This window comes from Methylobacterium currus (assembly GCF_003058325.1).
In the GTDB taxonomy this organism is placed as follows: Bacteria; Pseudomonadota; Alphaproteobacteria; order Rhizobiales; family Beijerinckiaceae; genus Methylobacterium; species Methylobacterium currus.
This window is the reverse complement of record NZ_CP028843.1, coordinates 1141022-1153392: the sequence shown is the minus strand read 5'-3', so window position 1 is coordinate 1153392 and position 12371 is coordinate 1141022. Positions and strand designations below refer to the sequence as shown.

Annotated in this window: 11 protein-coding genes; 7 read left to right on the top strand and 4 right to left on the bottom strand. The window is 70.3% G+C overall.

What is annotated here, in order from left to right; all coding sequences use genetic code 11:
- Positions 1 to 23: 23 nt before the first annotated feature.
- Both DA075_RS05235 and DA075_RS05230 read right to left on the bottom strand, forming a co-directional pair.
- A complete protein-coding gene (locus DA075_RS05235) occupies positions 24 to 1463 on the bottom strand; it encodes a circularly permuted type 2 ATP-grasp protein (protein WP_099952321.1) in 1440 nt (479 codons plus the stop codon).
- Between the two features lie 190 nt (positions 1464 to 1653).
- The gene (locus tag DA075_RS05230) at positions 1654 to 3459 is read right to left on the bottom strand and encodes an ABC transporter transmembrane domain-containing protein (RefSeq protein WP_099952320.1); all 1806 of its coding nucleotides are present in this window, start codon (positions 3457 to 3459) and stop codon (positions 1654 to 1656) included.
- Positions 3460 to 3672: 213 nt separating this feature from the next.
- Here DA075_RS05230 and rpmE point away from each other — a divergent pair, with 213 nt between their 5' ends.
- On the top strand, positions 3673 to 3909 hold the full coding sequence (gene rpmE, locus DA075_RS05225; protein ID WP_232388639.1) for a 50S ribosomal protein L31: 237 nt from the start codon (positions 3673 to 3675) through the stop codon (positions 3907 to 3909).
- A gap of 108 nt (positions 3910 to 4017) precedes the next feature.
- Here rpmE and rcdA read toward each other — a convergent pair whose 3' ends face one another.
- The gene (gene rcdA / locus DA075_RS05220) at positions 4018 to 4542 is read right to left on the bottom strand and encodes a protease adaptor protein RcdA (RefSeq protein WP_099952318.1); all 525 of its coding nucleotides are present in this window, start codon (positions 4540 to 4542) and stop codon (positions 4018 to 4020) included.
- A 679-nt stretch (positions 4543 to 5221) separates the two neighbouring features.
- A complete protein-coding gene (locus DA075_RS05215; RefSeq protein ID WP_099952317.1) occupies positions 5222 to 5413 on the bottom strand; it encodes a DUF1192 domain-containing protein in 192 nt (63 codons plus the stop codon).
- Between the two features lie 206 nt (positions 5414 to 5619).
- Between DA075_RS05215 and rpmH the strand changes: the two genes are divergently transcribed.
- The 6 genes from rpmH (at position 5620) to DA075_RS05185 (ending at position 12250) form a co-directional block, all read left to right on the top strand.
- Positions 5620 to 5754, top strand: coding sequence for a 50S ribosomal protein L34 (gene rpmH, locus DA075_RS05210; RefSeq protein WP_010300405.1), 135 nt, complete (start codon positions 5620 to 5622; stop codon positions 5752 to 5754).
- A gap of 46 nt (positions 5755 to 5800) precedes the next feature.
- The gene (locus tag DA075_RS05205; protein WP_099952316.1) at positions 5801 to 6292 is read left to right on the top strand and encodes a ribonuclease P protein component; all 492 of its coding nucleotides are present in this window, start codon (positions 5801 to 5803) and stop codon (positions 6290 to 6292) included.
- Positions 6293 to 6403: 111 nt separating this feature from the next.
- Positions 6404 to 8242: a membrane protein insertase YidC gene (gene yidC / locus DA075_RS05200; protein ID WP_099952315.1), complete on the top strand. Its 1839-nt coding sequence runs from the start codon at positions 6404 to 6406 to the stop codon at positions 8240 to 8242.
- Positions 8243 to 8255: 13 nt separating this feature from the next.
- Positions 8256 to 8936 (top strand): ribosome biogenesis GTP-binding protein YihA/YsxC, encoded by a 681-nt coding sequence (gene yihA, locus DA075_RS05195; RefSeq protein WP_099952314.1) that lies wholly within the window; start codon positions 8256 to 8258, stop codon positions 8934 to 8936.
- Positions 8936 to 9307, top strand: coding sequence for a DUF423 domain-containing protein (locus DA075_RS05190; protein ID WP_099952313.1), 372 nt, complete (start codon positions 8936 to 8938; stop codon positions 9305 to 9307). The genes yihA and DA075_RS05190 overlap by 1 nt, the downstream gene beginning before the upstream one ends.
- Positions 9308 to 9418: 111 nt before the next feature.
- Entirely contained in the window at positions 9419 to 12250 is a 2832-nt protein-coding gene (locus tag DA075_RS05185; RefSeq protein ID WP_099952312.1) for a bifunctional transaldolase/phosoglucose isomerase, read from the top strand.
- Positions 12251 to 12371 lie beyond the last annotated feature (121 nt).

Sequence of the window (12371 nt, the reverse complement as noted above, 5' to 3'; positions counted from 1 at the left end):
ACGCGAAAAATCCGCGGCGGCTCTCAGCCGTCGAGCACCCAGGTATCCTTGGTGCCGCCGCCCTGGCTCGAATTGACCACGAGCGAGCCCTCCTTCAGCGCCACCCGGGTCAGGCCCCCCGGCACGATCCGGATCTCGTCGGCGCCCGCGAGCACGAAGGGCCTGAGATCCACGTGGCGCGGCGCGACGCCGGAGGCGACGAAGGTCGGGCAGGTCGAGAGGGCGAGCGTCGGCTGGGCGATGAAGCCGTCCGGCGCGTGGCGCAGCTTGCGGCCGAACTCCTCGATCTCGCGCTTGGTGGCGTGGGGGCCGACCAGCATGCCGTAGCCGCCCGAGCCGTTGACTTCCTTGACCACGAGGTCGCCGAGATTCGCCAGGACGTAGTTGAGTGCGTCCTTCTCGCGGCAGCGCCAGGTCGGCACGTTGTGCAGGATCGGCTCCTCGCCGGTGAAGAACCGCACGATCTCCGGCATGTAGCTGTAGACCGCCTTGTCGTCGGCGATGCCGGTGCCGACCGCGTTGGCGAGCGTCACGCTGCCGCTCTGGTAGGCGCTCATCAGCCCCGGCACGCCGAGCACCGAATCGGGCCGGAACACCAGGGGATCGAGGAAGTCGTCGTCGATGCGCCGGTAGATCACGTCGACGCGACGCGGCCCCTCCGTGGTCCGCATGTAGACCACGTCGTCCTTGGTGAAGAGGTCGGAGGCCTCGACGAGGTCGACTCCGAGCTTGTCGGCCAGGAACGAGTGCTCGTAGAAGGCCGAGTTGAAGCGGCCGGGCGTGAGCAGCACCACGCTCGGGTCGCGCGCGGCGCTCATCGGCGCGAGGCTGCGCAGGGTCGCCAGCAACGCGTCCGGATAGGCCTCGACCGGGGAGACCCGGTGCTTGGAAAAGAGCTCGGGGAAGAGCCGCAGCATCACCTCGCGGTTCTCCAGCATGTAGGAGACCCCGGACGGCGTGCGGGCATTGTCCTCCAGCACGAAGAACTGGTCCTCGCCGGTGCGCACGATGTCGATGCCGGCGATGTGGACGTACTTGCCGTGCGGGACCTGGAAGTCCCGCATCTCGAGCCGGTAATGCGGGTTGCGGTAGACGAGGTCGCCCGGGATGATCCCGGCCTTGATGCAGTCCTGCGGGCCGTAGATGTCGGCCAGGAACATGTTGAGCGCGGTGACGCGCTGCTTGAGGCCGCGCTCCAGGAAGCCCCATTCGGGCTTGGTCAGCACCCGGGGGATGATGTCGAACGGGATCAGCCGCTCGGTCGATTCGTTGTCGCCGTAGACCGCGAAGGTGATCCCGATCCGGCGGAAGAACAACTCGGCCTGGCTGCGCCGCGTGTCGAAATGCTCGGGCGGCGTCGTGTCGAGCCAGGTCTTGAGCGCCGCGTACGCCTCGCGCACCGCGGCCGGGCTCAGTCCGCTCTCCTGAGTTCCCGTCATCTCGTCGAACGCGCTGAGCGGCATGGGCGTCCCTCTGTTTGCCCCGAAGCTAGACGCAAGACGGGGGCCAAGGCAAAGGAAATGCGTCCTGAATGGCCGCCAACCCCCAGACCTCGCGCAGGGTCAGGGGAGCTGGTGCGGGTCGCGCCCAGCGCGGCGCAAATCTGCTCACTTTTTAGGCAGAAGTCGCGCTGAGGTGACGGGTCGGGGCGCCCTACACCTCCGCCACTTGCCGCTCCCCAGCGAGGTCTATGCCGGCGCCGAACTGCAACGCCGCCAGCTGGGCGTAGAGGCCGTTCTGGGCGAGCAGCGCGTCGTGGCTGCCCTGCTCGGCGATGCGGCCATCCTCCAGCACCAGGATCCGGTCGGCGGCCCGGATGGTGGCGAGGCGGTGGGCGATCACCAGGGTGGTGCGATCCTTCATCAGCACGTCGAGGGCCGCCTGCACCGCCCGCTCGCTCTCGGCGTCGAGGGCCGAGGTGGCCTCGTCGAGAAGCAGGATCGGCGCGTCCTTGAGGATCGCCCGCGCGATGGCGATGCGCTGGCGCTGGCCGCCCGACAGGGTGACGCCGCGCTCGCCGACGAGCGTCGCGTAGCCCTGCGGCAGGGCGCGGATGAAGCCGTCGGCATGGGCCTGGGCCGCCGCGCGCTCCACCTCGGCCTCGCTGGCCCCCGGCCGGCCGTAGCGGATGTTGTCGAGGATGCTGCCGCTGAACACGGTCGGATCCTGCGACACCAGGGCCATGCGGGCGCGAAGCGCCTCGGGCTCGACCGCGTCCACCGGCACGCCGTCGATCCGGACCTCGCCGGATTCCGGATCGTAGAAGCGCAGGAGCAGTTGCAGCACCGTGCTCTTGCCGGCGCCGGAGGGTCCGACGAGGGCGACGCGCTCGCCCGGCGCCACCGTGAAGCTGAGGTCGTGGAGCGCCGCGTGCTCGGGCCGCGTCGGGTAGTGGAAGCGCACCCGCTCGAAGGCGATCTCGCCCCGGGGCGGCACCGGCAGGGCGCGGGGCCGGTCCGGCGCGCCGATCGCCGGCACGGTGTCGAGGATCTCTCCCAGGCGCTCGGCGGCGCCGGCGGCGAGCGTCAATTCGCCGTAGACCTCCGAGAGCTGGCCGAGCGCGCTGGCGCCGAACACCGCATAGAGCACGAATTGCGACAATTGCCCGGCCGAGATCGTGCCGGCCGCCACCCCTTGCGCGCCGTACCACAGGACGCCGACGACGCTGGCCGAGATCAGGAAGATGGCGACGCCGGTGAGCAGCGCCCGGGCCCGGGCCGAGCTGCGCGAGGCCAGGAACGCCTCCTCGGAGGCGGCGGCGAAGCGGGCGGCGGTGGCCGCGGCCATGCCGAAGGCCTGCATGGTGCGCACCGCCCCCACCGCCTCGGTGGCGAAGGCCGAGGCGTCGGCGAGCCGGTCCTGCGCCGCCCGGGAGCGCCGCCGCACCCCGCGCCCCGACAGGATCAGCGGGAAGACGATGAGCGGGATCGCGGCGAGCACCAGCACCGAGAGCCAGGGGCTGGTCCAGACCATCATGCCGACCGCGCCGGCGAACAGAAAGAGGTTGCGCAACAGGATCGAGAGCGAGACCCCGAAGACCGACTTCACCTGCGCGGCGTCGGCGGTCAGGCGCGAGACCAGCTCGCCGCTGCGCGACCGGTCGAAGAAGGCGGGATCGAGGGTCGTGAGGCGGGCGAAGACCGCGGCGCGCAGATCCGCCACCACCCGCTCGCCCAGCGTCACGACGCAGTAGTAGCGGGCGGCGCTGGCGACGGCGAGCACGCCCACCACCCCGATCAGGGCGCCGAAATAGGCGTCGATCATCCCGACCTCGCCGTGCGCGAAGCCGAGATCGACCACCCGGCGCACTGCCACCGGCACCGTCAGGGTCGCGCCCGAGGCGGCGATCAGCGCCACGATCGCGGCGGCGATCCGCCCCTTGTAGCGCGCCGCGAACGGGAAGAGGGGCTTCAAAGCTCCCAGGGAAGCGCGGGGACGGGCGGTGTCGGAACGTGCCATCTGAACTGTCGTGCTGTCCGGGGTGCGGCGCTTGTTTGGCGCACGGAGGTGAGGTATAGGCCGCCGCTCATCCGATTACGCGCGATCAATGGCCGCGGCCCGAGGCGGAGCGTTCGGCGCGGGTCGCACTCTTAGGAATTCGTCATGGCAAAGCAAGCAGCCCCCGCCGCCAAGCAGGCGGTCCCCGCCGGCAAGTCGGTCGCGACCCCCAAGGTGGCCCGCACCGCGACCGAGCACCCGGACTACCACTTCATCAAGGTGGTGCTGACCGACGGCAGCTCGTTCACGACCCGGTCGACCTACGGCAAGGAGGGCGACACCCTCAACCTCGACATCGACCCGAACACGCACCCGGCCTGGACGGGCGGCGAGCAGAAGCTGATGGACCGCGGCGGCCGCCTGTCCCGCTTCAACTCGCGCTTCGCCGGCATCTCGTTCGGCAAGAAGTAAGCGTCGCGGCCTTCACCGCTTCGCGCGAAAAAAGCCCCGGCCTCGCGGCCGGGGCTTTTTTCGTGCCCGGGATGGCGCATCGGGGAGGGCGAGCCCTCCCCTGCCGCCTCAGCCGAAGGCCACCCGCAGCATGTCGTGCTGGGCGAAGACCGGGCTCACCCGGGGCTCGGGGGTCGGGCGGTCGTCGGAGATCAGGCGGTCGAGGTGGAGGATGCGGGCGTGCAGCCGCTTCGACTGGGCGATCAGGGCCTGGAGCGACAGCGGCAGCTCGGCGATCAGGACCGGGGCGCTCTCGTTCGGCTCGGAGGTCGTGAGCCGCACCCGGGTCTTCTCCTCGGCGGCCTCGCTCAGGCTCAGCTCGCCCTCGGACACGGCGCGCTGCACGAGGAGCCAGGAGGCGATCTGCATCAGCCGGGTGGTGAGCCGCATGCTCTCGCTGGCATAGGTCAGGGCGGCGTGGCGGGCGAGCAGGCGCGATTCGTCGCGGCCGGGACCGTCGAGATAGGCCGCGGTCTCCTCCACGAGGGTCATGCCCTCGCGAAACAGCATCTTGAAGCTCTCGGAAGCCACGAAGGTCTCGCCGAACCGCACGGTGGGCTGCTCGTCCCGAAACATCACGTCCATCACGCCCATGATCCCTCCTGTGCCACCGCGACGCCGGTCCCGCCTCGATACGGGACATTCACGGTGCGCTCGGGCTGCCTGGCGCAACGATAGCGCCACTGCGCGGGCCGCGCGCCGTCAACGAATGATTAACCTTAACGTCAACGCCGGCGGGGGACGGACGATCCCAGGGAAATCGGGAAAAACGCGGGCAGCGGCGGCGGGACAGCGGAAAAAAGAAAGCCGCCCCATGGGGGCGGCTGAAAGAGTCGTACAGGGAGGCATCAAACAGAGTGGACAGAGACCACTCGACATCCAGAAAGCTGGACTGCGTTGGTTATCGCCCGGAAGGCTTAAAAAATGGTTAACGCCAAGAGGGAGGGGTGGGAAAAGCGTCGGTAGCGCAGGCGGGTGGCGCGACACGGCATGATCCCTGAGACAAGCGGCCGAGGTCGCAGGCCGCTCCTTCCGCTCCAGATGGGGGCTGTCCGGGAACTCGGCCTGGGCCGGATCGCCCGGCTGCCGGCGACAGCGGCGTCGGGCGTGATCCGATGGCAGGGCCGGCACCGGTCAAATCCGCCGCAGCGATCCGGAACGGGACGCCTCCCCTCGCCCCGTCCCGAGGCAGAAACCGTCCCAAGTCAGAACCCGTCCCAAGTCAGAACCCGTCCCGAGTCAGAACCCGTCCCGAGTCAGAACCCGTCCCGATTCAGAACTTGAACGCCGCCCGGGCCGCTTCCTGCGACGCCTGCTTGCGCCGCTTGTCCTCCTCCAGCCGGGCGATCTCGCCGCGCAAGGCGTCGATCCGCTCGTCGAGGTCGGAGACGGACAGGGCGGAGAGATCCTGGCCGATCTGATGCGCGGCCTGCGGCGGCTTCCGGCTCTCGGCGTCGTCGAACATCGGCGTCTCCCTCGCGCGCGGGTGCCTTGAGTGGGCCCCGGTGCGATCCTTAACGCGATTGACTCGCCGGGACCATTCCGCCATACACCGGCGCGACGTGACCGCGCCCCTTTCGGGCGCGGTTCGCATTCGCCAAGACATTCTGGACCACGAGGGCCTCGGCAGCGCTATGCGCGGGGCCGGCCCCGGCCTTCGGAGAACGAGCCGTGAAGAGAACCTATCAACCGTCGAAGCTCGTGCGCAAGCGCCGCCACGGCTTCCGTGCCCGCATGGCCACCGTCGGCGGCCGCAAGGTGATCGCCGCCCGCCGCGCCCGCGGCCGCAAGCGCCTGTCGGCGTAAGGCTCCGCGCGGTGCCCACAAGCGCCGCGTTGATCGGAGCGCCGCGATGACCGGTGCTTCGCCGCCGATCGGCCGGATCACCCGGCGCCCGGACTATCTGGCGGCGGCCAAGGGCCGCCGTTTCCATACCGAGCGCCTGACGGCACAGGGCCGCCTGCGGGACGAGGGACCGCCGGGCGGTCTGCGTGTGGGCTTCACCGTGACGAAGCGCGAGGGCCACGCCACCGAGCGCAACCGCATCCGCCGCCGCCTCAAGGTCGCGGCGCAGATCGCGGCGGGGCAGGCCGGGCCGGCGCAGCGGGACAAGGCGGCCGACGTGGTGCTGATCGGCCGGCGCGACGCTCTGGCGGCGCCCTTCGCGCAGCTGGTCGAGGATGTGCGCCAGGCCCTCGGGGCGGTGACGAAGCCGCGGGCGCCGAAGCCGCCTTCTGCGGAGGGCGGGCAGCCCGCCCGCAAGGCGGGACGCGGCAAGCGGGGCTCGGGCGGAGCCGGGAAGGCCCCGGGATCGGGGCCGAGACTCCCGGAGCGGAATTCGTGAGGCGATCCCGGGCAGCCGGAATCGCCTCGTCGTGTTGGTCGTGAGGGCCGGGACGCGGGCCGCCAGGCCCGCCCTCGGTCCCGCTCTTTAGGCGGCAGGCGTCGCGGGTCCATGGGTAACGACAAGACGAACATGATCATCGCCGTGGTGCTGTCGCTGGCAGTGCTGCTCGGCTGGAACTACTTCGTCAGCGCGCCGCAGGTGGAGCGCCAGCGCCAGGAACAGGCCGCCAAGCAGGCGCAGGCCGCGAAGGACGGCCCGGCGGCGAGCCCCCGCGAGGGCGGCCCCGCGGCGCCGGTGCCCGGCACCCTGCCGGGCGCGCCGGCCGGCAGCCCGGCGCTCGCGGCGAGCCGCGCCGAGGCGCTCGCCCGCTCGCCGCGGGTGCGCATCGACACCCCGGCGCTTGCCGGCTCGGTGGCGCTCAAGGGCGGCCGCATCGACGACGTCCTGCTGAAGAACTATCACGAGACCGTCGACAACAGCTCGCCGCGCATCGAGCTGCTCTCGCCGACCGGCTCGGCCAACCCGTACTATGCCGAGTTCGGCTGGGTGGGTCAGGGTGCCGGTCCGCTGCCGGCCGGCGACACGCTCTGGACCGCCGAGGGCGACGTGCTGACGCCGCAGAAGCCCCTGGTGCTGACCTGGGACAACGGCGCCGGCCTGACCTTCCGCCGCACCATCTCGGTCGACGACAAGTTCATGTTCACGGTCGCCGATGCGGTCGAGAACAAGGGCGGCAATGCCGTCACCCTCTACCCGTACGGCCTCGTCTCGCGCTGGGGCAAGCCGCACACGCAAGGGTACTACGTCCTGCACGAGGGCATGATCGGCGTGCTCGGCGACCAGGGCCTGCAGGAATTCACCTACGACAAGCTCGCCAAGGAGAACCCGCTGGGCGCGCCCGGCACCCGCGGCCATTCCTGGACCGGCGTGACCGGCGGCTTCCTCGGCATCACCGACAAGTACTGGGCGGCGGCCGCGATCCCCGATCAGAGCACCCCCTATACCGGCTCCTTCACCGAGCGCGACGAGGGCGCGACCAAGGTCTACCAGGCCAGCAGCCTCGGCGAGGCCAAGCAACTGGCGCCCGGCGCCACGGTGGAGGCCAGCCAGCGCCTGTTCGCCGGCGCCAAGGAGGTCGGCACCATCGACGGCTACGAGAAGTCGGCCGGCATCAAGCGCTTCGATCTGCTGATCGACTGGGGCTGGTTCTACTTCATCACCAAGCCGATGTTCAAGGCGCTGGACTTCTTCTACCGGCTGATCGGCAACTTCGGCGTCTCGATCCTGGTCGTCACCTTCATCCTGAAGCTGTTCTTCCTGCCGATCGCCAACCGCTCCTACGTCTCGATGGCCAAGATGAAGGCCGTCCAGCCGGAGATGACCGCCATCCGCGAGCGCTACGCCGACGACAAGGTGAAGCAGCAGCAGGCGATGATGGAGCTGTACAAGAAGGAGAAGATCAACCCGGTCGCCGGCTGCTGGCCGGTGCTGGTGCAGATCCCGGTCTTCTTCGCGCTCTACAAGGTGCTGTTCGTCACCATCGAGATGCGGCACGCGCCGTTCTTCGGCTGGATCCGCGACCTCGCGGCGCCGGACCCGACCTCGCTGTTCAACCTGTTCGGCCTCCTGCCCTACACGCCGCCGGACTTCCTCCACCTCGGCATCTGGCCGCTCATCATGGGCGTGACGATGTTCGTGCAGATGAAGATGAACCCTGCGCCGCCGGACCCGGTCCAGGCCCAGGTCTTCACCTTCATGCCCATCATCTTCACCTTCATGCTCGGCTCGTTCCCGGCCGGCCTGGTGATCTACTGGGCCTGGAACAACACCCTGTCGGTGATCCAGCAATACGTGATCATGCGGCGCAACGGGGTGAAGGTGGAGCTGTGGGACAACCTGCGCTCGACGTTCTCGCGCACGCCGAAGGCCGCCAAGGCCAAGAGCTGAAAGCCGAGAGCCGATGCAGGACCCGGTGAACACCGACAACCAGACCGAGGCCGAGAAGGCGGCCGCCCTGCGCGAAGCGGGGCGGCTGCTCTTCGCGGGTTCGGCCGACTTCTTCTACGCCGCCGACAAGCTCGCGATCCTGCCGCCGATGCGGGGTCACGAGATCGCCTTCGCGGGCCGCTCCAATGTCGGCAAGTCGAGCCTGATCAATGCGCTCACCGGCCGCAACGGCCTGGCGCGCACCTCGCACACGCCGGGGCGCACCCAGCAGCTCAACTTCTTCGACATAGGGGGCGGCAAGCTCGTCCTGGTCGACATGCCGGGCTACGGCTACGCCGCGGTCGAGAAGGCGAAGGTCGCGGCCTGGACCGAGCTGATCCACGCCTATCTGCGCGGGCGGGCCAACCTCGCCCGGGTCTACGTGCTGATCGACTCGCGCCACGGCATCAAGCCGAACGACACCGAGGTGCTGGACGGCCTCGACAAGGCGGCGGTCTCCTATCAGATCGTGCTCACCAAGGCGGACGCGCTCAAGAAGGGCGAGGTCGAGGCCCGGCTCGACGCCACCGCGGCGGCGATCGCCCGGCGGCCGGCGGCCTATCCGGAGATCGTCCTGACCTCGAGCCGCACCGACGACGGCGTCGCGGACCTCCGCGCCAGCATCGCCCGGCTGCTCGCCGAGCGCGGCGCGTGATGCATCCCGTCGACAGAACCCTCGTCGTGCTCGCCGGCTTGTCCGGCGCGCTCGGCGTCGGGCTGTCGGCGGCGGCGGCCCACATCGCCGGCGCGACGAGCCTCGCCACCGCGGCCCAGTTCCTGCTCTTCCACGCCCCTGCTCTCCTCGCCCTCGCGCTCCTCGCCGGCAGCGGGCGGCTTCAGCCCGGCGCGGTCCGGAGCGCGGGCGTCCTCCTGGCGCTCGGCCTCGCGCTGTTCTCCGGCGACCTTTCGGCCCGCGTGCTCATGCAGGTGCCGCTCTTCCCCATGGCGGCGCCGAGCGGCGGCATGATCCTGATTCTCGGCTGGGTGCTGGTCGCCCTCGCGGCGTTCTGGCCGGTCAAGCGCTAACAGTCGTCCCGACCGACCTTTTCGCCCTTGCGGCCAAGCTTCTCCCCGCCCTCCCCCTGGACATCATCCGCCTGCGGTCCACATCTGCGGCAAACACGCGGAGATCCAGGCATGAACCCGCTCAAGACGCTGCACGCCGAACAGGACCAGGCCGTCTGGCTCGATTTCGTGGCCCGGGGCTTCGTTCAGGAGGGCGGGCTCAAGCGCCTGGTCGACGAGGACGGCCTGCGCGGCGTCACCTCGAACCCGGCGATCTTCGAGAAGGCGATCGGCCATTCTGACGAGTACGACGACGCCCTGAAAGCGGCCGGCGACGAGCGGGTGATCGACCTCTACGAGGGGCTCGCCATCGCCGACATCCAGGCGGCGGCGGACGTGCTGCGCCCGGTCTACGAGGCGAGCGGCGGGCAGGACGGCTTCGTCAGCCTGGAAGTGTCGCCCTACCTGGCGCTCGACACCGCCGAGACCCTGGACGAGGCCCGCCGGCTGCACAAGGCGGTGGCCCGCGACAACCTGATGGTGAAGGTGCCGGCCACGCCCCAGGGCATCCCGGCGATCCGCGACCTCACGGCGGACGGCATCAACATCAACGTCACGCTGCTCTTCGCGCAAGGGGCCTACGAGCAGGTGGCGAACGCCTATATCGAGGGCCTGGAAAAATTCGCCGCGCGCGGCGGCGATGTCGGCCGGGTCGCCAGCGTCGCGAGCTTCTTCGTCAGCCGCATCGACGCGGCGGTCGACAAGCTGCTGGATGAGACAATCGCCGCGGCCAACGATCCGGACGAGAAGGCGGCCCTGGAAGGCCTCAAGGGCAAGGTCGCGATCGCGAACGCCAAGCTCGCCTACCAGCGCTACAAGCGCCTGTTCGCCGGCGAGCGCTGGCAGACGCTTTCGGCCAAGGGCGCCCATCCGCAGCGCCTGCTCTGGGCCTCGACGGGGACCAAGAACAAGGCCTATTCCGACGTGCTCTACGTCGAGGAGCTGATCGGCCCCAACACCGTCAACACCATCCCGCCGGCGACGATGGACGCCTTTCGCGATCACGGAAAGGTGCGGGCGAGCCTGGAGGAGGGCGTCGACGAGGCCGAGCGGGTGCTCGCCCACCTCGCCAAGGCCGGGATCGACCTCGACGCGGTGGCGCGCCAGCTCGTCGAGGAGGGCGTGCAGCTCTTCGTCGACGCCGCCGACAAGGTGCTGGGCGCCGTCGCCGGCAAGCGCCAGACGTTTCTCGCCGCCGGCCTCGACCGGCAGGCCCTGGCCCTCGGCAGCCTCGACGCGCCGGTGAAGACGGCGATCGAGACCTGGCGCAAGGACGGGCTGGTGCGCCGCCTGTGGCAGCGCGACGCCCAGGTGTGGAGCGGCGCCGACGAGGCGCAATGGCTCGGCTGGCTCACCATCGTCGAGGATGAGGCGAAGAAGGCCGCCGAATACGCGGCGTTCTCGGCGGAGGTGAAGCAGGAGGGCTTCACCGACGCGGTGGTGCTCGGCATGGGCGGCTCCAGCCTCGGGCCGGAGGTGCTGGCCGAGACCTATGGTCATCAGCCCGGCTTCCCGCGCCTGCGCATCCTCGATTCGACCGATCCGGACGAGGTCCGGGCGGTCGAGGCCGCGGTGAACCTCGAGCGCACCCTGTTCATCGTCGCCTCGAAGTCGGGCTCCACCCTCGAGCCCAACGTCTTCCGCGATTACTTCCTCGGCCGGATGCGCGACGTGGTCGGGCCCGACAAGGCCGGCCGCCACTTCGTCGCCGTGACCGATCCGGGCTCGGCGATGGAGAAGGCCGCGAAGGACGACGGCTTCCGGCGCATCTTCTATGGCGTGAAGCAGATCGGCGGGCGCTACTCGGTGCTCTCGGCCTTCGGGCTGGTGCCGGCCGCCGCCATGGGCCTCGACGTCGCGGCCTTCCTGGCGAGCGCCCGCACCATGGTGCGCTCCTGCGGCTCCGACGTGCCGCCGGACCTGAACCCGGGCGTGCAGCTCGGCCTCGCGATGGGCACGGCCGCGACAGAAGAGGGCCGCGACAAGGTCACGCTCATCGCCTCGCCCGGCATCGACACCTTCGGCGCCTGGGCCGAGCAGCTGATCGCCGAGTCGACGGGCAAGGAGGGCAAGGGCCTCATCCCGATCGACAACGAGCCGCTGGCCGCCCCCGCCGCCTACGGCAAGGATCGGTTCTTCGTCTATCTGCGCCTCGACGAGGGCGCCGATCCGGCGCAGGACGCCGCCGTCAAGGCGCTGGAGGAGGCCGGCCACCCCGTGGTGCGGATCGCGCTCGCTTCGAAGAGCAGCCTGCCGCAGGAATTCTTCCGCTTCGAGATCGCCACGGCGGTGGCGGGCGCGGTGCTCGGCATCAACCCCTTCGACCAGCCCGACGTCGAGGCGAGCAAGATCAAGACCCGCGAGCTGTTCTCGGCCGCCGAGAAGGACGGCGCGCTGCCGGCCGAGACACCGGTGGCGGAGGATGACGGGTTCGCGCTCTACACCGACGCCGCCAATGCCGACGCCTTGCGCAAGGCCGGCGCCGGCTCGGACCCGGAGAGCTGGATCAAGGCTCAAGTGGGGCGCGTGGGGGCCGGCGACTACGTCGCGCTGCTCGCCTACGTCACCCGCAACCCGGAGCATCTGAAGCCGCTCCAGGAGGCCCGGGTGGCCCTGCGCGAGACGCAGCACGTCGCGACCTGCGCCGAGTTCGGGCCGCGCTTCCTGCACTCGACAGGCCAGGCCTACAAGGGCGGGCCCGACAGCGGCGTCTTCCTCCAGATCACCTCGGAGGCCCCCGACCTCGCCATCCCCGGCCGCAGCCTCGGCTTCGCCACCGTGATCGCCGCGCAGGCCCGGGGCGATTTCGGCGTGCTCTCCGAGCGCGGCCGCCGGGCCCTGCGCGTCCACATCAAGGGCGACGTCGCCAAGGGGCTCGACCGGCTGAAGTCGGCGCTTAGTTAGACGCTGAAGCGCGATCTCCCCTCTCCCGGTTGGGAGAGGGGTCGGGGTGAGGGTGGCTCGGCTTCAGGATGGGCCGCCGAGCGTCGAGCCGCGCAGCTCGACGGTTCAGGATTATCGCGGA

Excerpts from the sequence above, each read along its gene's own strand:
- rcdA (WP_099952318.1), bottom strand. The coding sequence starts at position 4,542 with ATGGGCGTGATGGACGTGATGTTTCGGGACGAGCAGCCCACCGTGCGG.
- DA075_RS05205 (WP_099952316.1), top strand. The coding sequence starts at position 5,801 with ATGACCGGTGCTTCGCCGCCGATCGGCCGGATCACCCGGCGCCCGGAC.
- DA075_RS05185 (WP_099952312.1), top strand. The coding sequence starts at position 9,419 with ATGAACCCGCTCAAGACGCTGCACGCCGAACAGGACCAGGCCGTCTGG.
- DA075_RS05235 (WP_099952321.1), bottom strand. The coding sequence starts at position 1,463 with ATGCCGCTCAGCGCGTTCGACGAGATGACGGGAACTCAGGAGAGCGGA.
- DA075_RS05215 (WP_099952317.1), bottom strand. The coding sequence starts at position 5,413 with ATGTTCGACGACGCCGAGAGCCGGAAGCCGCCGCAGGCCGCGCATCAG.
- DA075_RS05190 (WP_099952313.1), top strand. The coding sequence starts at position 8,936 with ATGCATCCCGTCGACAGAACCCTCGTCGTGCTCGCCGGCTTGTCCGGC.
- DA075_RS05230 (WP_099952320.1), bottom strand. The coding sequence starts at position 3,459 with ATGGCACGTTCCGACACCGCCCGTCCCCGCGCTTCCCTGGGAGCTTTG.
- yidC (WP_099952315.1), top strand. The coding sequence starts at position 6,404 with ATGGGTAACGACAAGACGAACATGATCATCGCCGTGGTGCTGTCGCTG.
- yihA (WP_099952314.1), top strand. The coding sequence starts at position 8,256 with ATGCAGGACCCGGTGAACACCGACAACCAGACCGAGGCCGAGAAGGCG.